The organism is Vibrio kyushuensis (assembly GCF_050337325.1).
GTDB lineage: Bacteria > Pseudomonadota > Gammaproteobacteria > Enterobacterales > Vibrionaceae > Vibrio > Vibrio kyushuensis.
In genome coordinates this window covers 986,721-1,006,163 of sequence record NZ_JAKJSV010000002.1, presented here as the reverse complement: position 1 = coordinate 1,006,163, position 19,443 = coordinate 986,721, and the positions used below count along the sequence as shown (strand labels likewise).

Here is a 19,443-nt window from a genome sequence, read left to right as displayed (position 1 = left end):
CACAAAACAAACTAGTGAGCTACTTTGTTTCTGCCGGTTTGTTTCGCTTTATAAAGTGCTTTATCGGCTAGCTTAATGACATTATGTGGCTTTCTATCGCTAGAGGAGTCAGCGACACCGATACTTATAGTGACATTCACTGTATCAGCATTCGATGCTTTTCCACGCTTAGATGTACCTGATTTATTATTTTTCGGTCGTGTAGCCACATCTCTAAGCGCCATCTCGTATTGAGCGATATCTTCCCTTAATATCTCTAGATGCTCTAATACTTCTTTTAGATAGCGGCCTTTAAACACGGCAGTAAACTCTTCTCCACCATAACGATACACTCTAGCTTTTCCGCCTATGAGAGTTAAGCGCGTCGCGACCAGTTTAAGTACATCATCACCTGTATCGTGTCCGTAAGTGTCGTTAAATGCTTTAAAGTGGTCTACATCGAGCATAGCAATGGTGTACTTTCTACCTAATTGCTTTAAGTCGGTTTCTAAAGCGTGGCGTCCAGGAATACCGGTCAACCCATCATTAAACGCAAGTTCATGGCTCGCAGATATTAGCGCGACCAGAAGAAGTACGCCGGCTAATGTGAACATAGTGCTTGAGATAAATGGTGTATCAAAAAAGATGAACGTAAACGTGGTTGTCACGATTGCCGAGTAAGAGACAACATCTGCAATTCGATTGTTTCTCAGAACCAAAATAGCGGTAACACCGGTTAATGCAACTAAGTACAAAACTAGTACGAATGGGAGTCGCGAAATCTGAGGAACAACAAAAAGAAGGCCATCATTAAAGTGCACTAAACTTTCTTCGCCAAAATGACTAATGGTTAGGTAAGACCATGCTAAAAAAAGACCATTAATTAAGACATATAGTAAAAAACTTTTGCTACTTAAATTGGAGTCTTTGAATGCATAAGTTAATAGCGATGCAACGGGTAACAAAAATGCGAGTAAAGAGAGTTCTAGCAGTGTTGTACCAGTACCTAACGAAGATTGTAGTCGGTTTTGTATTATCCAGTAACTAAGCATCATAACCACTGCAATCATTGCGCAGCGGCTTTGGTTAAAACTATGGCTTAGAAGTAGTGCAACGAGGAAAAGCACAATCGGCAAATTAACTGCGATGTCCAAGTTACCTTGAGTCATAGTGATGACGTTACTCATACCGAGCCATAATGACGCTATGAGACAAAGAGGGAAGGAGACCCTAAACCAGCTTGAAGTAACAATGGATGGAGACATTAACAGCAGTATACCAATTAGTTATAAAGAGTAATTTATCAAAGACCCTATTAGGATACTTCTATTTACTGATTTGCCAAGCTTTTTGCTAAACTTATGGGACAAATATGAACTAACATAAATTGCTCTCCTTAGTTCTGGCAAGAAAACTTGTTGTTCACTGGTGGGTGCGCTAAATTAAATTTTATAATAGTTAAATTGTAAGTCGTTATGTGATTGATTAAGGAGTAAATAATGCAGATTAGTGTAGATGTTCACAATTACATGGAAACTCTGGTTGGGCATATTCTCGCAAAAGAGGAGTATGCATCCAATTACGATCATGAGCAACTTGCAGATATAGCGTGTTTAGCGTTGAGTCAACTGCGACCAGTATACATACGTCATGACATTGATTTTCTTTCTGCGCTGGCAGAGTCACGGCTGATAATATTGAAACAGTATACTCTAACAGCGATTGAAAATGCTGAGTCCATGATTTTAAGAGATCGTCGTATGGAAAGAGGTGATGATGTTCCTATCATGTTTAGCCATCCTCGCTTCGATGACGACGTAGAATTGGAGTGGTTCGAAAAACCACTCATACAAATAAAAAAATAAGAGGTATTAATAAGTGGGACTATTTTCGCGTCTGTTTGGATTAGGTAATGCTGAAACTAAGTCAAAGGTAGAGATCGAACCTATTGAATATAAGGGCTTCCTGATCTATCAAGAGCCTATTTCAGAAGGTGGGCAGTATCGAATCGCCGGACGGATTACAAAGAAATTAGATGATGAAGTAAAGTCTCATCGTTTCATTCGCTCTGATGTACTGTCGAACAAAGACGACGCCAATGAGTTGATGCTCAAAAAGTCACAAATGTTCATTGATCAAATGGGTGACAACATTTTCTCATAGTCGAGTTGTTAGCTAATATCAACTTGATGAAAATCATAATTTAATGAGCCGTAAGCAGTTATGCTTACGGCTCATTTTTATATGTTTAATCTCTTGTTTCGCAACATCTTTTTTTAATCTGGTTCGACCTCTGCTGAGTGTAAGTCCGTCGTTATTTTTCATCATAAAGTGCCGAATCAACCTTTGATTATGGCGCAATGTAGTATTTTTCAGTATTTTTACTACAAAACACTTGCGATGAAAGCTGCCGTTAGATAAAAAAGAAGAATCATTGTGCCAATAGTGAAGGAATAACTATGCAAATTGGTGTACCTAAAGAAATACTCGCGGGAGAAACGCGAGTCGCTGCATCACCGAAATCGGTTGAGCAGTTAATTAAGCTTGGCTTCGAGGTTTCAGTTGAAACCGGAGCGGGTAGTCTAGCAAGCTTTGACGATTCAGCGTATGAAGAAGCCGGAGCTACCGTCTCATCTTCTAGCGACGTATGGCAGTCAGATCTCATCTTTAAAGTTAATGCTCCTATTGTTGATAAAGACAAAAGCATTGACGAAATTGCACTATTCAAAGATGGTGCAAGCCTTATCAGTTTTATCTGGCCTGCTCAAAACCCTGAATTAATGGAACAGCTCTCAACCAAAAACATCAATGTGATGGCGATGGATGCTGTTCCACGTATTTCCCGAGCTCAAGCGTTAGATGCACTGTCGTCTATGGCGAATATTGCTGGTTATCGTGCGGTAGTTGAAGCAGCGCATGAGTTTGGCCGTTTCTTTACTGGCCAAATTACGGCAGCTGGTAAAGTGCCACCTGCAAAAGTTCTTGTAGCTGGCGCTGGTGTTGCAGGTCTTGCAGCGATTGGCGCTGCGGGTAGCCTTGGTGCAATCGTAAGAGCCTTTGATGTACGCCCCGAAGTGAAAGAGCAAGTTCAATCGATGGGTGCGGATTTCTTAGAAGTTGATTTCGAAGAAGACACTGGCGCAGGCGATGGCTACGCAAAAGAGATGTCTGAAGAGTTCAACAAGAAAGCGGAAGAGCTGTACGCAGCACAAGCGAAAGATGTTGATATCATCATTACGACGGCTCTGATTCCAGGTCGCCCTGCACCAAAGCTTATTACTAAAGCAATGGTTGATAGCATGAAAGCGGGGTCTGTTATTGTCGATCTAGCTGCTGCTAATGGCGGTAACTGTGAATACACCGTCGCGGATAAGGTTATTACGACAGCGAACGGTGTTAAGATCGTTGGCTACACAGACATGGTTGGTCGCCTTCCTACACAATCGTCGCAGTTGTATGCAACAAATATCGTTAACCTACTAAAACTTCTTTGCAAAGAAAAAGACGGTACCATCAATATTGATTTTGAAGATGTTGTTCTTCGTGGTGTTACCGTTATTAAAGAAGGTGAAGTTACTTGGCCTGCGCCTCCGATTCAGGTTTCAGCTCAGCCACAAGTTAAGCAGAAAGAAGCACCAAAATTAGAGCCTAAAGTGGAAGAGCCGACTTCGCCGGTTAAAAAGCTTGTTGGTGTAGGTGTTGCGTTAGCAGCATTTGGTTGGGTCGCATCGGTTGCACCTGCAGCGTTCTTAGCGCATTTCACTGTGTTCATTCTGGCTTGTATCGTTGGTTATTACGTTGTGTGGAATGTCTCCCACTCACTGCATACGCCTTTGATGTCGGTAACGAACGCTATTTCAGGCATCATTGTTGTTGGTGCATTATTACAGATAGGGCAAGGAAGTGGCGTTGTAACTTTCTTGTCGTTCATCGCAGTGCTCATAGCAAGCATAAATATATTTGGTGGCTTTACAGTAACCAAACGTATGCTTGAAATGTTCCGTAAAGATTAGAGGGAGTAACAAATGTCTGCAGGATTAGTACAAGCGGCTTATATTGTTGCTGCAATCTTTTTTATCATGAGCCTTGCTGGTCTTTCTAAGCAAGAGTCAGCTAGAGCAGGTAACTACTACGGTATTACCGGTATGGCTATCGCACTAGTTGCGACCATATTTGGCCCTAGTACAGAAGGCTTGGCGTGGATTTTATTAGCTATGGTTATTGGTGGTGCAATCGGTATCCACTACGCTAAGAAAGTTGAAATGACGGAAATGCCAGAGCTAGTTGCAATACTACATAGCTTTGTTGGTATGGCAGCCGTATTGGTAGGTTTCAATAGTTACATTGATCCACCCGCTGTAATTTCTGTTACCCCGGCTGATATACATGCTGAACATGTTATTCACCTAGTTGAAGTATTCTTAGGTGTGTTCATTGGTGCGGTAACCTTCACTGGCTCCATCGTGGCATTCGGTAAACTGCGTGGTGTGATTTCTTCATCTGCATTGAATATTCCACATAAGCATAAATGGAACTTGCTGGCGATTGTGGCTTCATTACTATTGATGGTTTACTTCGTTAAAGCTGATGGCAGTATGTTTGCTCTGCTTGTAATGACATTAATTGCCTTTGCTTTTGGTTGTCACTTAGTTGCTTCCATTGGTGGCGCTGATATGCCGGTTGTTGTTTCAATGTTGAACTCATACTCAGGTTGGGCAGCAGCAGCAGCAGGATTCATGCTAGCGAATGATCTACTCATCGTAACCGGTGCGTTAGTTGGTTCTTCAGGTGCAATTCTTTCTTACATCATGTGTAAAGCAATGAATCGCTCATTCATAAGTGTTATCGCTGGCGGGTTTGGCCAAGAAGTTAGTACAAGTTCAGGTGACGAAGATTACGGCGAACATAGAGAGATCAATGCTGAAGACGTAGCTGATATGCTGAAAAACTCTTCTTCAGTCATCATCACTCCTGGTTACGGAATGGCAGTGGCACAGGCTCAATATCCAGTACACGAAATTACTGAAAAGCTTCGTGCTCTTGGTGTCAACGTCCGTTTTGGTATTCACCCGGTCGCGGGCCGTCTGCCTGGACACATGAATGTATTACTTGCTGAAGCAAAAGTACCGTATGACATCGTTCTAGAAATGGATGAAATCAACGATGACTTAAGCTCGACAGATACCGTTCTTGTTATTGGTGCTAACGATACAGTAAACCCTGCGGCGTTAGATGATCCAACAAGCCCAATTGCAGGGATGCCTGTTTTGGAAGTCTGGAACGCACAAAATGTTATCGTATTTAAACGTTCGATGAACCCAGGTTATGCGGGTGTACAAAACCCACTGTTCTTTAAAGATAACACTCAGATGTTATTCGGAGATGCTAAAGAAAGTGTGGATGCGATTTCTAAAGCTCTGTAATTAAGTACATTTTTATTTAAAAGCCAGCTAATAGCTGGCTTTTTTTTTGCATACATTATTGACGTTGATATCACAAACGATATGTATATTTATGACAGAATGCTTTATAGTTCTTTAACGTAAATTATTCTGATTACTCACTTTGATTAAACGCGCACTCTATTTATCACTGTTTAGCTTAGCCTTCGTAACGAGAAGTGTCTTAGCTGATTCTTTACCGGAAAGAATTGATAACTTTGTGAGTTACTTTAACTTTAATGATGCGATTGCCTCTTACGATATTCGCGTTATTCAAGCTGAATACCCGACAAGATTGATCACACCAGATTCTCTGTTACCAAGAACTGCAGAGTACCCATTACGCGATATTCAAAAACTGTATCAATTGTCGCTATCTTGTACCGGGAAATTACCATTAAGCCCACTAATTACAGAACCTCTCGTTTTCACAAGAGCAGTATGTAAAGACACAAATCTATCGGTACGTTGGTTTGCGCGAAGTGGCCTAATTCACCCTGGTGGTGGTTCATACGCTTACCGCTGGGTTTCAAAATATCCAGATAAAAAAGAACTTCTTGAAATGTTCATGCATATTCAAGAAAGACCGTTATCTCTACCTAATACACTGCTAGGTCGATTGCAGCGTATGAACCAGGACAGTATTACGGCTCTCATTGGTGGGGCTAAGATGTTCATTGAACAAGATGAGCTTTGGCTCAAACAAGGTAATACATATCATATTTTTGGGCCTAATAGGTGGAAGCCAAACGTTAGCAAGGCAGAACTGAGTTTTAGTTTGTCGAGCGAAAGCTCAACGTGTTTTGTCCAACGTGGCAACATGTGTTGGGACATAGAAGATCATTCTGATATTTTACGCATAGGGATGATAGCGTTGGTCTTTGCCAATATTTTATTGGTTGCTGGTTGGTCTGCATACCGTTGGAACTCGAAACGGCAAGAAATGAAAAGCAGAATGCTGGTACTACAAATATTGACTCATGAGTTACGTACTCCGATTGCTAGTTTGTCATTAACAGTTGAAGGCTTTAGACGTGAGTTTGAGCAATTGCCTGAAAGTGTATACGATGAGTTCAGACGTTTGTGCGAAGATTCACGAAGATTAAGACAGTTAGCTGAAGCTAGTAAGGATTATTTACAGTCAGATAACAAACCACTGAACACAGAATGGGTACCATCAGTACAAGAGTGGTTAGAGTACAAAGTATCGGATGAATTTAAAGGCAATATAAAATTAGCAATCAATGAAGATAGAGCCGCCAAGCTCAATGTTTATTGGTTAAGTAACTGTATAGATAATTTAATACGTAACGCAATCAAATATGGTGTGGCACCTGTTGTTATTGACGTTACAACATCCGCAGATCGTTTAACGATCAAAGTGATAGATCAGGGCGAATTATCACATCGAGATTGGCGGAACTTGAAAAAACCATTTGTAAGTAAAGCAGGCCTGGGATTAGGCCTGACGATTGTTGAATCAATGGTTGGCCGAATGGGCGGGAAAATGACGCTAATCGGGCCACCAACTACATTTATTTTGGAGATACCCTGTGAAACAGACACTGCTACTAGTTGAAGATGATAAGAACTTAGCCGATGGTTTATTAGTAAGCCTAGAACAAGCAGGATATGAATGTTTGCACGCAGAATCAATTGCTTGTGTAGCACAACACTGGGAGAAGGCTGATCTAGTCATATTAGATCGCCAATTGCCAGATGGTGACTCAGTTGAACACCTACAAGATTGGAAACAGCTAAAAGATATCCCCGTTATCTTATTAACGGCGTTAGTGACTGTTAAAGATAAAGTTGCAGGTTTGGACTCGGGTGCGAATGATTATCTAACGAAACCTTTTGCAGAAGCTGAACTGTTTGCGCGTATTCGTGCTCAGTTAAGATTACCTGAATCTGAAGAACATGATGACTCTAAAGTTATCACACCGAATTTGGTGATCGACAAAGCAACACGTGAAGTGTTTTATCGTGATGAAGCAATTACATTGACTAGAACAGAATTTGATCTGTTGTTATTTTTAGCTAGCAACTTAGGCCGAGTGTTTACAAGAGACGAACTTCTTGATCATGTTTGGGGTTACAATCACTTCCCAACGACACGTACTGTAGACACGCACGTATTGCAATTACGTCAAAAATTAGCTGGTCTAGAAATTGAAACACTTCGTGGTGTTGGTTATAAGATGAAAGCATAATGCGTCAGCTTGTTACTTTTATTTGTATATCTATTTGCTTCCCTTTGGCGGCAAATAGCGTTGATTGGTTTGAGTCAAATACACCTTTGACTCAAGCTCATCAATTTCTTCTTGATGACGATCTTGATGCGATGTTTGGGTCGGTCGTCGAGGTCTATCAGCAAAATGATAGTCGGTCTATTCGTGAACACCTCAACAATCTATTACTTCATTCTCTTGAAGTCGACTGCGGTAAAGGTCTTGATAACAACCACTTACCTGACTGGATAACAACGACAACAATTCGAAGAACCAATATTCAAAGTCCGGGTCGCGATATATATAACGTGACTGTTTCTATTGAATCTAAGAAAGAGATTGAAAATATTGTTTTTAAACGCTGGGTAGATAAGCAGATTTCAACAGATAGTGAATTTGCATTTAATGAGTCAACCCAAAATGGTAAGACTAAGAAGGTTTATCAAAAGCGCTACAACTTAAATAGCCGAGTGCCAAAAGGGCTCTATCGACTAGATGTTACAGCGACAGATCAAGAGACTTGGAGCTCTTGGATCGTATTTGTAGATTCAAAAGCAAAACAAGTCGTGAGATGGCAGTCCAAGGACCAATGGACGATCGAGAAAAATGCACTTCTCAACGACAACTGCCCACTTCCGTCACTAACAGTTGCACTCTATGATTATATTGATGGTAACTACAATGAAGTGTGGAGTCGTAGTTTCGAATCTGATTATCCAACTTCATTTGAACCAAGAAACATAGATCCCGAAAGGTACGTGTTGGCCGTTTCCATGACCAACCAAAGATGGCAGGGACAGGTATTAATCGAACAATCTCAAATAATTAGTAAAACATATGACGTTTCTGTGGAGGATTAGCTAAAGTTAATAGACAATAAGTCGTTATAAACTTAAGGGAATAACTGTTTATAAATTATGAAGACTACTATTAGATTTTTAACTTTGTCTATCGCACTTGCAAGTGCATCCGCTAGCGCTGCTAATTACGCAATCGAAGCCCGTGGTGATGCTATGGGTGGCGTTGGGGTTGTTTCAGCAAACTTTCTTACCGCACCATTTTATAACCCTGCATTAACTGCAATCTACCGTCGTAATGACGATGTTGGAATGATCATCCCAAGTATTGGATTATCGTATAACGATGAAGATAATATGGTTGATGATTTAGATACTGTATCAGGCCTAATTAGTGAAATAAGCTCAGGTGATTATTCAAACGTAGACCAATTGCAGACAAGCCTCGACAATTTGGAAGGTGATCAAGCCAAGCTTGAGTTAGGGGGGGTTGTAGCGTTTGCAATACCAAATCAATATGTAGCGGCTAACGTGTTTGGCAAAGCATATACTGAAACGTTTGCGGCACCGAATATCTACACAGAGGCGGATTCTCTAGGCGGCGATGATGTTAATACTGCCGTTAATGCCGAATTCAGTTCAGTGAACGCTGTTGCGATAGGCGTAACAGAAATTGGTATTTCGATCGCTAAGTATCAAACATTTTTGGGACAACATATTGCTTTTGGCTTATCGCCTAAGCTCCAACGCATCTATACCTATGTTTATACAGCAGATTTAAACAACTATGATATCTCAGACATAGCCGATAATGGCACAGGGGAAACTATGTTTAACCTTGATGCCGGATTTTTGTGGTTTCATGGTCCATTAAGGATTGGATTATCAGCCACAAACTTGATATCCAGAGATATCACTACTCAAGAATTACATAGAGAAGCATTAACATCTGAAATTGATCCTACCCAAGTCCGCGCTGCTGATACACTAAGTTATGCCTACCAAATGCGACCACAATATACTATAGGCGCAGGTTTTGTGGCTGACTATGCCACCATAAGCGTTGATTACGATATCAATGAAGACGAACGCTTTACCGGTTTTGATGATAACACTCAGTGGCTAAGGGTAGGGGGCGAGCTTGATATAATGCGTCAACTGAAACTCCGAGCTGGTTATAAACGTAATCTGGCCTATGAAAATAGCGACGACACAGTAACTGCCGGTATTGGAATATCACCACTCAATCTATTTCAGTTAGACATTGGTGCTAGCTACACAAATGAAAACTCGATGGGTGTTTATCTAAATTTCTTAGGTAGTTATTAATAGTTCTACCGCTACTAACGGTTTCAGTATATAGTCAGCTCCTCAATTAAGAGGAGCTTTTTTATGTTTGATGATCTATCCCTTTCCCATGAAGAACAGCAAAAGGCTGTTGAAAGAATTCAAGAGTTAATGCAAACAGGTATGAGCACGGCTCAAGCGATTAAACTTGTAGCTGAGCAAATCAGAAAAGAACATAAGGAACAAGAGTAGGGTAGGAATCTACTCTATTACCACCTGACGCACTATAACTAAATATTTAATACCAACAAAACTAGACTGCCATTCACATTCATCTAACCAAAGTCTATTATATCTAATTTGTTATCTATTAACATGGTCATCGGGTTCTTTCTGGGTGTTATTTATTTGCATTATTAACAACAGCTTAGGTTGGAGTATTGTCCTGTTTGGTTATCACTAAATGTTCCGATGTAATATAATTACAGGTTGATTATGGTATGAGTTTTTATTTAGAGGAATATATCGCACTAGCACAGTGTCACCAACAAGTAGTAAAACTCATTACCAATCCGTGACGCGGTAACACTGTTTGTGATTTTAATGTGGACCTTGGTATGTCAAACTAAAGGAATATCCCTCAGTACAAGGTCTATGATTTCATGAACAAATTTAAGTTGCTGGTGTGTGTGTGTAGTGCAGCATTATTGGTTGGTTGTGACGGCACTCCCTCTGATGAGAACCAAACCGTAGATAACGATATTATTGCCCAATCAGTGGAGTTGCCGAAGTTTCAACTCTCTAAGAGCGGAGAGCTGTCAGCCGTACTATATGGAATATCTTGTGGGTCTAACCAGCACTTAAGTAGTAACCCTTCTGTGTCATTGATCATAAACGGAACACCAGTTGAGTTTTCTCGCGAATGTAGCGACTCTATCTTGAGCTTTTCACCTATTAATAATACAGAGAACGCCATTTTCGCCGATCTAATAGTTTCTAGTACTAACTTGAGTTGCCGTTACTTTTCAGGAACACGTACCTATGTTTATAACGACTGGCAGTTAGCACCTATTAAAGAAGCCTTAAAACAATTCCAGTAGCATTCAATGTACTGCTAAACTTATAGAAAGGTTTATGCGGGAGAATATAGATGAAGTTATCTACTTTACTTTTGTTATTCTCATTGAGTTCTAACTTCGCTTTTTCTAATGACATCGTGACTCTTGCGTCAGGTGAGTGGTACCCGTATCAATCACAGACTCTAAGAGAAGGCGGTTTTGTTGCTCACATTGTTACTGAAGCCTTTAAACAAGAAGGTTATGAAGTTGAACTGGTCTATTACCCGTGGGCTCGAGGGTTTGACAAAGTCCGAACAGGAGAAGTCGACGGTTCATTTGCTTATTCTAAAACCGATGAACGCATTAAGTTCGCTTTATTTTCAGATGTGATATTGTCAGTTCCCATTGCGGTTTTTCATAGACGGGATGATGAAGTTGTCTGGAATGAAGTCTCAGATCTTCAAGGTCTAGAGATTGGTGGAGTTTTAGGCTATGACTATGGTTTGTCAGAGCTTGAAAAATCCAACGTAATCAATATTATCCGGATAGAAAATCAGATTGGTAATTATCATAAGTTACTATCAGGCCGACTAGATATACTCTTGGAATATCCCAATGTCGCGAATAAGTTTATTGATAAGTTAAATGCAGAAGATAAATTGGTGATGAATCCTAAACCAATAAACTTACTCTCATATTCATTAATTATCTCTAAGAAATCAAAACGTTCTGAACAACTGATTGCGGCATTCAATAGTGGCTTAAAGAAACTTCGTGAAAGCGGTGTGTATGAACAAATTGATTCAGAATCGAACCGCGGAGCTTATGAAAAGTAAATATTCCTCCAATACCACAGTGCGTATTATCAGACGTTATGTTAAACAAAAGCTTACTATTCAGTAAGTTATCAATAAATCTAGTATGTATTAAAACTTCAACTTTCTCAACGAATGTAGTTGAGGTTTAGCCAAATGACCGAAAACCTCTTTTTTAGGGAATTCTATTGCCGCTTAACGGTAGAGCAAACAGCACAATTATGTTTTAAAAGTGTGACCACCATCAAAAGGTGGGACAGGGGAAATCCTATACCTCGTGAGTGTAAAAGGTTGATGAGGCTTAATTCTAATAGAGAAATTGGCTCTACTGATGACTGGTTGGGATTTTACGTCGAACACGGAAAACTAGTTCTGCCAACGGGGCAGAGACTAACTGCGAATCAAGTACTAATAGGAGCAGCTTTAGTAGAGATCAATAGCGAAATCGATAAGAATACATGTAGCGTGCTTTTACGAATATCGCGAAAGTTAGCGGCAATTATGAATCAAAAGAAATCTCAATATTGAGTGTTATTGTAATCAAAAATGATCTATGAATATGTATATTCTACATTGAATTCTAATGTGTTATTTGAAGCATTGATAGTAGTAGGAGTGCACTACCCGACGTTCAGTGAAGTCGTCATCAAATGGAATCGACATCGATGCTAATGCACACAATTTGTTTTTGTCATTAACATTCCAGGGTGAATATGTATGAATTATATTATCAATATTACTGAGTTTTGGTTCTATATCTTAACGTCTTTCTTTCTAGGTGCAGCTCCATTACATTTCTATTACAGTAATAAAATAGCTGCTAACTTGAGCGATTCAGATACAGCTCCTAGAGAAGTAGAATTACTAAATGCTGAGTACGAGAAAACAGCAAGCCTTAGTGAAGAGCTAGAAAATAGAAATAAACAACTAGAAAATGAACTGAAATTTAAAAAATCCATTCTAGATGAGGTCTCTACATTAAAAGAACAGGTACGTAAACGGGACTCCAATATAGAGATCTATAAGCTTAGACACACACAAATTCAGTTCGAGGTCGATACTGTCCAGAAGTACTATAAGGATGCGAGGATAGACACGAGTATAAATATTTAGTGCTTTTATCACCACTATGTTACTGAAAAAAATAAATATAGGACGATAGTTTGATTCGACTTTTATACGTATCGTAAGCTCAAATGCGGTCTTATAAACAACATCATTCAAATTAAGCACGAATACTGGTCATGCATACAGTGTCATGTTAATCTTTAATGAATGTTATTCATTGAGGCTAAAGGTAGAGACTTATGGAGCAAGAAGGATATGCCGTAATAGTAGAGAATGATGAATCTGCGTGGAAAGATCAAACTGGAGTAAAGTATCATTTTCCAAAGATTTATATAGCTAAATCCCGTATTAGAGTTGGAACAAAAGTAGTTTACTACAAGGGTCGGATGACCAACTCTAAGTTTGCTAACAAACGTTTGTCAAAGCAGCCTCATTACTTTGGTTTTGCGACGGTATGTGCGATCACTCCTGATCCTCTAAGCAAAAAAGGTGATTTATACGCAGAACTCGAAGGTTTTACAGCCTTTGATAAAGCGGTCCCTTTTAAATTTAAAGGAAGCCACATTGAATCGCACACGGCTAAAAATTATTTCCGGGACGCCGTGCGTAAGATTGATAAAAATGCTTATGTACAAATTTTGTCTCTTGCTCAAATGGAATCGAAATCTTCTGCGGAGAAAGCGGATTCTAATACAGGTTACGGCAAGAGTTGGGAAGTAGTTAGTAAAACAAAGGCAATCAAATATATAGACTCCACCCTAATTAATTATTCTAGTACTAGGTTGCCTAAATCTGTTCGTTCATTTTTTACTGCCGGATTAGATAATACCGAATTAAAAGCAACTTTCCGGGGTGATCTTGTTTCAATTAAGGTCGTGAAATCTGTCGATAAGAAGGGTGTCACTCGGTTTGATCTAAGATTTTCGAGAGACGTCTCAAAGCATTTTAATCAAACGGAAACCCCTTTATTTTTGTCTTTCGATAAAACCATAGGGAAAGACAACCTATCATTAACGATCGTAGACAGCGCCCGACAAGAAAAAGTGGGAATCCCCAAAACTAATTCTTGTAGCATAGATATTGAAACCGTTGATATAGAAGTCGACAATGATCAACAATTCATGGTTAAAGGCACGGGCGAGAGAACGGGAAATCGTTCTGAATCTTGTCTAGTTAAAGAATACTGTGAGTTTAAGAAAATTGTTAAGCCTAAGCGAAACAAGATTTCTTTTGGTGATGGTAATCCTTTATACACAGACCTGTTTTTGGATGATTATTTATTTGAAGCAAAATCAACTTCAGATCGGACAGCAGTTAGAATGGCTATTGGCCAACTATTCGATTATGAAAACCTCTTAGGTAAAGACGTAAAAAAAGTAGTTCTCTTACCATGTAAGCCAAGTTCAACTTTGGAAGAATTGATTCTTAAGTTGAACTTTGGACTTGTGTATAAGGATGAGCGGACTTTTGTTGAAGAAAACCTCTAGCTGGGGCCCCTTATCAATGATAGGGGTCCTTCATATGGGCCCTTAAGTCTTCATTAACCAAGCTATGCTAAAAACATCATCCTCCTCACTTTCCTTTAATTTCCGCTGAAGTTGTCACCTTACTGTGTCGTGATGATTCCAAGTCTATTTTAGTGACGTTCTCATAGGCTTAATTCAATTTAGTTAATATGAATATCATTGATATGAGTTTGTCTACATAGATCACATGTTTATTTTTACGACGTACTAAGGTTAAAGATATTTAAAAATGTGGAAGTTATTATGAAATGGATTTTGTTGATTGTGGCCTTTTTATCTGCAAGTGTTCAAGCAAACTGCAACATAGAATCGAGTTTATTGAACCCGAATTATAATGCAATAAAGGCGGAAAGTGATGCTCAGAATCTAGGAGATACTGAGTTTTTCATTCTAGTTTATTCTAACTCACCTAGGTTTTGTAAATATGCAGAAAGTCGTGGGTTCGCAGATAAACTAAAGTTTCAATGCGAATCAGATAACGACTTCGGATGGGTTGTTCATGGTCTTTGGGCTGAAAATAAACAGAGCTTTATAGACCAAAAAAAGGACGGGCATCCTAGATGGTGTGAAGGAGATCTTGACCCTGAACCATTGGAAACATTAATCCCTTATCTATGTATGTCTCCAGGCACTGCATTATTACAAGGGGAGTGGGAAAAGCATGGAGCCTGCGATTTCGATACCGCAGAAGAGTACTTTTCTCAAACTAGCAGTTTACACAATGCGTTAGAGTTACCCCCTAAAGAGTATGACACTACCCAAGCAATAGAGTGGATGATCGCAAATAATCAATCGATCACTGAAAGTAACATTGTGAATATGAAACACGAATTCGCGATTTGTTATGACACAGAGCTTAACCTAATGAGCTGTCCACAGGAGTAGTTAATATGCTGTTTTTACCAACACTCAAAAAGATTATATTTGTAGGGATGTACTTAATTTCGGCTGTTGCTTTATTCGCATGTTCGTCAAACTCAAGTGACATGGTAGAAATGAAGTTGGTTAACAAAAGTTTACCAACGAACCAATTATCAATAGTTACGTATAATAACAAGTTTGTTGGACACTATAAGCTAAAAGATAACGAAGCTATTGCGAATATTTTGTCTAATTATGATTTAGTATTTATACAAGAGTTAGTTGCTCCACCTTATGATGGATCATACCCAAACGGCAAAAAATATCGATCTGACCCTGAATCAAAAGGTTTTTTTGAAGGGATGATTTCCGCTGGTTTTAATTATGTTTTATCAGAGGAGGATACCGGTGCTTCTTCAACTAACCATAGCTCAACGACATCTACCGAATGGTTTGTGGCTTTTTACAAGCCGGGTATTGTTCAACCAAAGCCGAGTTTGATACAAGGTTTTGTCGATTTAGATAGAAGTAATAATGACGTGTTCGATAGAGTTCCTTATGCATTTAGCTTCAAGCATATCAAAACAAAAACAGACTTTGTCGTCATTTCTACCCACCTAGCTGCTGGAGCTAGTCCGACAGACGGACTTAAAAGGAGTAGAGAGTTAGACAGAATTTATAGTTGGGTAGAATCCAATAAAGATAAAGATGATAACTTTATAATACTTGGAGATATGAACTTTAAAAATTGTGCGGAGATTAGTTCTTCAGTTTCTGACGACTATAATGCGTTAAATAAAGGTATAAACTGCAAAAAAACCAACGTCTCTAATAATCCAAAACCTTACGACAACGTTCTTATCTTGAAAACAAATAATACAGACATAAAATATATTCCTGGAATCGAAGTTGTTGAATTGCGCGATAAAATGCTCGAATTTTGGCCTGAAGATTCACAAGCACATTACCCTGGTGATCCTTATGATGGTAATAAATTTAGTCAATATTACTCCGACCATAACCCTGTACTATTTTATATATCGACATATAGCGATACAGACTAGGTTCGAAAATAGCCCTCTAAGAATAAGTAAGGTTTTGCGTTACTAAGGAATTAAAAATATACAGGAGAAGAAGGTGGGTAAAGATAAAGATAAGGAAAAAATTAAACTTACTCTCGAAAGAGTTGCTGCAACAGCTGGTATTTTGGCTCTTTTGTTTACTATTTATATCGAAATGGATCTGTTTGATGATAGCCCGAGGAATTCAGATAAGTTCTTTGGCATATGGGCATCTGAATATAGTTACTCTGTAAATGGTGGTGTTGCTACGGTAGAAGGTACGACGGAATACTTCAAAACTGGAATGTACAACTTCAAAGGAAAGATGAATATAAATACCTTAACTGACAATCAAGACTCGATTAAAGTAAGTTATGACTTAGATGGCACAGGAACCTGGCTGAACGACTCAGAGAATTTGTATATTACATTAACTAATTCGAAATCGAACCCAACATCGCTACAAGTAAACCAAAGCCTTTTTGACTTGAGTGAACCAAAGTTTATGGATCTTATCCCACCATTAGAGAGCTTTATTCCCCTAAATATTACTGGGCGGTACTCTATCGTTAGTAATGAAAACGAAGTAACCTCGCTTGAGGTGAACGGTCCGTTGGGGAACAAACTGTCAATTAGTATGAAAAAAGTAGATGTAACATATCAGAGAGTAAAATGATAAAGGTCATCAAAAGCGACTACATACCAGGAATGATCAAGCTGTGTCGCTTTAACAAAATTGCTAAATTAAAGGGATAATCGTATTTACTTGATTTTTTTGGCATAACTATCTTGATCTATGCTCTTGAAGTAAGTTGAGCCAATAAATGCTATAAAGATTTCTAGTATGAGAAAAATGATTGTAATTAGAATTATTATGATACTGGTACTATCCCATCCTAGTAAGTTAGCGGCATAGACCGAAGCAGCAATGTTTATACCAATGAAATAAGCAAAGCCAAGTTCAAACAGAACTTTTTTAATTACAGTAGATCTTGATAGGGGGCTTACCCAATCACAGTGGTATTTAATGACCTTTTGTTTTAACTCATCGAAAGCTTCAAAGTTGTCATCGTCAATTGTTTCAAGCTGATATCTCACTACTTGTTTATCCAACATCCCATATCTGACAACGTTAAGATAGGCCTTGCCAGTTCTTATTGAAAAGTGAACTAGAAGCAATAGCAAAATGTTCAAAGAAGCCAAACTAAGATGGTTTGGAAACTCACTAAAGTGCATTATTGCAATGATACCGGCAGTTACAAGAGTAACGGTCCACGTTAGCGTATTGTGCAAATAAATTAAGTTGGCACTAAGGCTAGTATTGAACTGCGGTAAAAGTGTATCAATTAGCCACTTTTTCTTATCTTTCATAGTGATACGCTAAACTAAAAGGAATAGTTTGGTTTTATACGATACTCAGATGCATATATCAAGAAAACTATGCTGTTCTACACGATTACATCAAAAACGTAGAGCGGTGTGATATCAAAACAGCTGATAACTGCTGGCTATTGCTTCCTCACACATTTAAATCACCCGTCAAACAAATGATTCCACCCAATCCAATAGCCACCTTGAATAAAATAGTCTTGATTGGCCTCTTGATGATAGCTATTATCATTCGCGTTTATAGTGTTACTTTAAACAAACTTTCACTAATTGATGTTAATAAGGCTTCTAAATGGCAATACTTGTTTTTGTTTCTCTAATTTTCGTGTGGGGAATAATAGCTTTGGTGATAGAGGACTTCTCAATACTAGCTATCTTCACCACCATATTTGCTCCAATAGCATCTGTTGGATTTGGTGTGTATAGCTATCTTAAAAGTGGAGAGTGGGAGATCATTGATGTTACATATGCGGCGTGTGCAATCAGTGATAACTGTTTGCAGCTATTCAGTATGAGTGAATATATAGGTTTTGATTCGATCAATAACTGGTATCTAACAACAAACGTTGCTTGGACGGTAGTTTTAGTACCTATATTTGGAAATTTATTGAATTTTTCGGTACTTGAACGACTTGTTGGGTCTAAATAAGACGGCCTTAATAACTAAACAAAGAGGTATGATTATTTTGGTAACAATTGATGATTTTAAATTTATAGGATGGTTGGAGTTCGGAGAACTAGTCGAGGAAAGTAAAGGCGTTGAACCTTCGGTTTCGATGAAACATTATGCCGAGCTAAAGCGCTATAATGTGGAAAACAGACTAGGCTCTGCGGTAAAAGAATTGTTAGCTTTGGCTAAGTTATATCAATTCTCGTACGATAATACGTCTAGCCCAGTTTTGTTTACATATGATGTACTGGATGCAATCTTTACTACTGTAATCATTTCGGCAAAAGAACGAGATTTAATTCTTCAAGCTCAATCTGGGGATGCTACTTCGGACCAAAAAACGAAAGCATTACATTTAATGGAAAGTATTATGCTTCCAGATCTAAGTTCTTAGAGGTTGTGTTGAAGCCCTCCGTAAATAGGAGGGCACTTATCACCAAAATACGAAACGTTAGTATGAACATTGATACCAATGAGCAGTAATATACTTTGCTGTCATAAATCCTTTTCTCTACTCGATCATATAGCTTCAAAATTTTGATGGTTCTATCAATAGTGCGTATTATCTTACATTACGTTAAATGCAACAGGCTTCATAAAGGTATGCATAATTCCCTATTTTAAGGGAATAAACGATGAAGTATCACGATATGACTAAAAATCATGTTTTTCGTGCAATCGAATGTAATTTAACCAAGGATGAAGTAACTAAGCTATGTTTTAAAAGTGTGAGTGAAGTCACTGCTTGGGATGAAGGTAAAGAGATCCCTAAAGAGTGCAAAAGGCTAATGCGATTATGTAAGGGAGTTGAAATTAGCACGAGTTCTGATTGGGAAGGGTTTAAAATCATACATGGGAGAATGAGATTACCAACTGGTCAACTAGTCTCTCCTCAACAGTTACTTACGGGCATTGGATTACTACATATTCAATCTGATCTAGAAATTCAAACCTGTCGACAACTGCTCAAACTAGCCAGAGCTATAGAACGAATCAAAAGAAATAGCTGATACAGTAGTCTCTCTTTAAGAGTGCAGATTACCGCACTCTTTCTCTCCACAATATCTCACCGTAAAGTATTAGTACTCCTGTGCATCAAATAACTAACGATATTCAATTCATTTTATAAATAAAAAAAAGCATAATGTTATTTTAGTTAAGTCTGCTAATAATCCTATTTATGGAAAATTCTGTGAGGCTTTTGGGGCATAGCGTGCATTATACGGCTTGTTGCTAGAATTTGTGTAGGGGAGAGAACAA

21 protein-coding genes are annotated in these 19,443 nt (G+C 38.7%); 19 read left to right on the top strand and 2 right to left on the bottom strand.

Annotated elements, in window-relative coordinates; genetic code table 11:
• Nucleotides 1–11: 11 nt before the first annotated feature.
• The gene (locus L4D20_RS04440; RefSeq protein WP_428800337.1) at nt 12–1,244 is read right to left on the bottom strand and encodes a GGDEF domain-containing protein; all 1,233 of its coding nucleotides are present in this window, start codon (nt 1,242–1,244) and stop codon (nt 12–14) included.
• 234 nt (nt 1,245–1,478) lie between these two features.
• Between L4D20_RS04440 and L4D20_RS04435 the strand changes: the two genes are divergently transcribed.
• The 16 genes from L4D20_RS04435 (at nt 1,479) to L4D20_RS04360 (ending at nt 16,800) form a co-directional block, all read left to right on the top strand.
• Nucleotides 1,479–1,844, top strand: a complete 366-nt coding sequence (locus L4D20_RS04435) for a late competence development ComFB family protein (RefSeq protein WP_428800336.1) — start codon at nt 1,479–1,481, stop codon at nt 1,842–1,844.
• Nucleotides 1,845–1,857: 13 nt separating this feature from the next.
• Nucleotides 1,858–2,142, top strand: coding sequence for an HlyU family transcriptional regulator (locus tag L4D20_RS04430; protein ID WP_428800335.1), 285 nt, complete (start codon nt 1,858–1,860; stop codon nt 2,140–2,142).
• 296 nt (nt 2,143–2,438) lie between these two features.
• Nucleotides 2,439–3,992: a Re/Si-specific NAD(P)(+) transhydrogenase subunit alpha gene (pntA, locus tag L4D20_RS04425; protein WP_428800334.1), complete on the top strand. Its 1,554-nt coding sequence runs from the start codon at nt 2,439–2,441 to the stop codon at nt 3,990–3,992.
• Nucleotides 3,993–4,004: 12 nt separating this feature from the next.
• Nucleotides 4,005–5,402, top strand: a complete 1,398-nt coding sequence (gene pntB, locus L4D20_RS04420) for a Re/Si-specific NAD(P)(+) transhydrogenase subunit beta (RefSeq protein WP_428800333.1) — start codon at nt 4,005–4,007, stop codon at nt 5,400–5,402.
• Between the two features lie 142 nt (nt 5,403–5,544).
• The gene (gene vxrA, locus L4D20_RS04415) at nt 5,545–6,999 is read left to right on the top strand and encodes a sensor histidine kinase VxrA (RefSeq protein WP_428800332.1); all 1,455 of its coding nucleotides are present in this window, start codon (nt 5,545–5,547) and stop codon (nt 6,997–6,999) included.
• The gene (gene vxrB, locus L4D20_RS04410) at nt 6,974–7,633 is read left to right on the top strand and encodes a response regulator transcription factor VxrB (protein WP_428800331.1); all 660 of its coding nucleotides are present in this window, start codon (nt 6,974–6,976) and stop codon (nt 7,631–7,633) included. Before vxrA ends, vxrB begins: the two co-directional genes overlap by 26 nt.
• Nucleotides 7,633–8,511, top strand: coding sequence for a DUF2861 family protein (locus L4D20_RS04405; protein ID WP_428800330.1), 879 nt, complete (start codon nt 7,633–7,635; stop codon nt 8,509–8,511). The genes vxrB and L4D20_RS04405 overlap by 1 nt, the downstream gene beginning before the upstream one ends.
• A gap of 57 nt (nt 8,512–8,568) precedes the next feature.
• Nucleotides 8,569–9,777, top strand: a complete 1,209-nt coding sequence (locus L4D20_RS04400) for a conjugal transfer protein TraF (protein ID WP_428800329.1) — start codon at nt 8,569–8,571, stop codon at nt 9,775–9,777.
• A gap of 63 nt (nt 9,778–9,840) precedes the next feature.
• Complete coding sequence (locus tag L4D20_RS04395; protein ID WP_428800328.1) at nt 9,841–9,987, top strand: YoaH family protein; 147 nt, start codon at nt 9,841–9,843, stop codon at nt 9,985–9,987.
• A gap of 410 nt (nt 9,988–10,397) precedes the next feature.
• Nucleotides 10,398–10,835, top strand: coding sequence for a hypothetical protein (locus tag L4D20_RS04390; RefSeq protein WP_428800327.1), 438 nt, complete (start codon nt 10,398–10,400; stop codon nt 10,833–10,835).
• Between the two features lie 50 nt (nt 10,836–10,885).
• A complete protein-coding gene (locus tag L4D20_RS04385; RefSeq protein ID WP_428800326.1) occupies nt 10,886–11,629 on the top strand; it encodes a substrate-binding periplasmic protein in 744 nt (247 codons plus the stop codon).
• Between the two features lie 696 nt (nt 11,630–12,325).
• The gene (locus L4D20_RS04380) at nt 12,326–12,721 is read left to right on the top strand and encodes a hypothetical protein (protein ID WP_428800325.1); all 396 of its coding nucleotides are present in this window, start codon (nt 12,326–12,328) and stop codon (nt 12,719–12,721) included.
• A gap of 194 nt (nt 12,722–12,915) precedes the next feature.
• The gene (locus L4D20_RS04375) at nt 12,916–14,163 is read left to right on the top strand and encodes a hypothetical protein (RefSeq protein ID WP_428800324.1); all 1,248 of its coding nucleotides are present in this window, start codon (nt 12,916–12,918) and stop codon (nt 14,161–14,163) included.
• Nucleotides 14,164–14,445: 282 nt separating this feature from the next.
• Nucleotides 14,446–15,087 carry a ribonuclease T2 family protein gene (locus L4D20_RS04370; RefSeq protein WP_428800323.1) on the top strand — a complete coding sequence of 214 codons (642 nt, stop codon included), beginning with the start codon at nt 14,446–14,448 and terminating at the stop codon, nt 15,085–15,087.
• 5 nt (nt 15,088–15,092) lie between these two features.
• Nucleotides 15,093–16,127 carry an exonuclease/endonuclease/phosphatase family protein gene (locus L4D20_RS04365; RefSeq protein WP_428800322.1) on the top strand — a complete coding sequence of 345 codons (1,035 nt, stop codon included), beginning with the start codon at nt 15,093–15,095 and terminating at the stop codon, nt 16,125–16,127.
• Between the two features lie 73 nt (nt 16,128–16,200).
• Nucleotides 16,201–16,800 (top strand): hypothetical protein, encoded by a 600-nt coding sequence (locus L4D20_RS04360; protein ID WP_428800321.1) that lies wholly within the window; start codon nt 16,201–16,203, stop codon nt 16,798–16,800.
• 86 nt (nt 16,801–16,886) lie between these two features.
• Here L4D20_RS04360 and L4D20_RS04355 read toward each other — a convergent pair whose 3' ends face one another.
• Nucleotides 16,887–17,495, bottom strand: a complete 609-nt coding sequence (locus L4D20_RS04355) for a hypothetical protein (protein WP_428800320.1) — start codon at nt 17,493–17,495, stop codon at nt 16,887–16,889.
• A gap of 310 nt (nt 17,496–17,805) precedes the next feature.
• On the opposite strand from L4D20_RS04355, the gene L4D20_RS04350 reads away from it, so the two are divergent.
• The 3 genes from L4D20_RS04350 to L4D20_RS04340 all read left to right on the top strand — a co-directional run bounded on the left by L4D20_RS04350 (nt 17,806) and on the right by L4D20_RS04340 (nt 19,193).
• The gene (locus L4D20_RS04350) at nt 17,806–18,162 is read left to right on the top strand and encodes a hypothetical protein (protein ID WP_428800319.1); all 357 of its coding nucleotides are present in this window, start codon (nt 17,806–17,808) and stop codon (nt 18,160–18,162) included.
• Between the two features lie 28 nt (nt 18,163–18,190).
• A complete protein-coding gene (locus tag L4D20_RS04345; RefSeq protein WP_428800318.1) occupies nt 18,191–18,577 on the top strand; it encodes a hypothetical protein in 387 nt (128 codons plus the stop codon).
• Between the two features lie 241 nt (nt 18,578–18,818).
• Entirely contained in the window at nt 18,819–19,193 is a 375-nt protein-coding gene (locus L4D20_RS04340; RefSeq protein ID WP_428800317.1) for a regulator, read from the top strand.
• Nucleotides 19,194–19,443 lie beyond the last annotated feature (250 nt).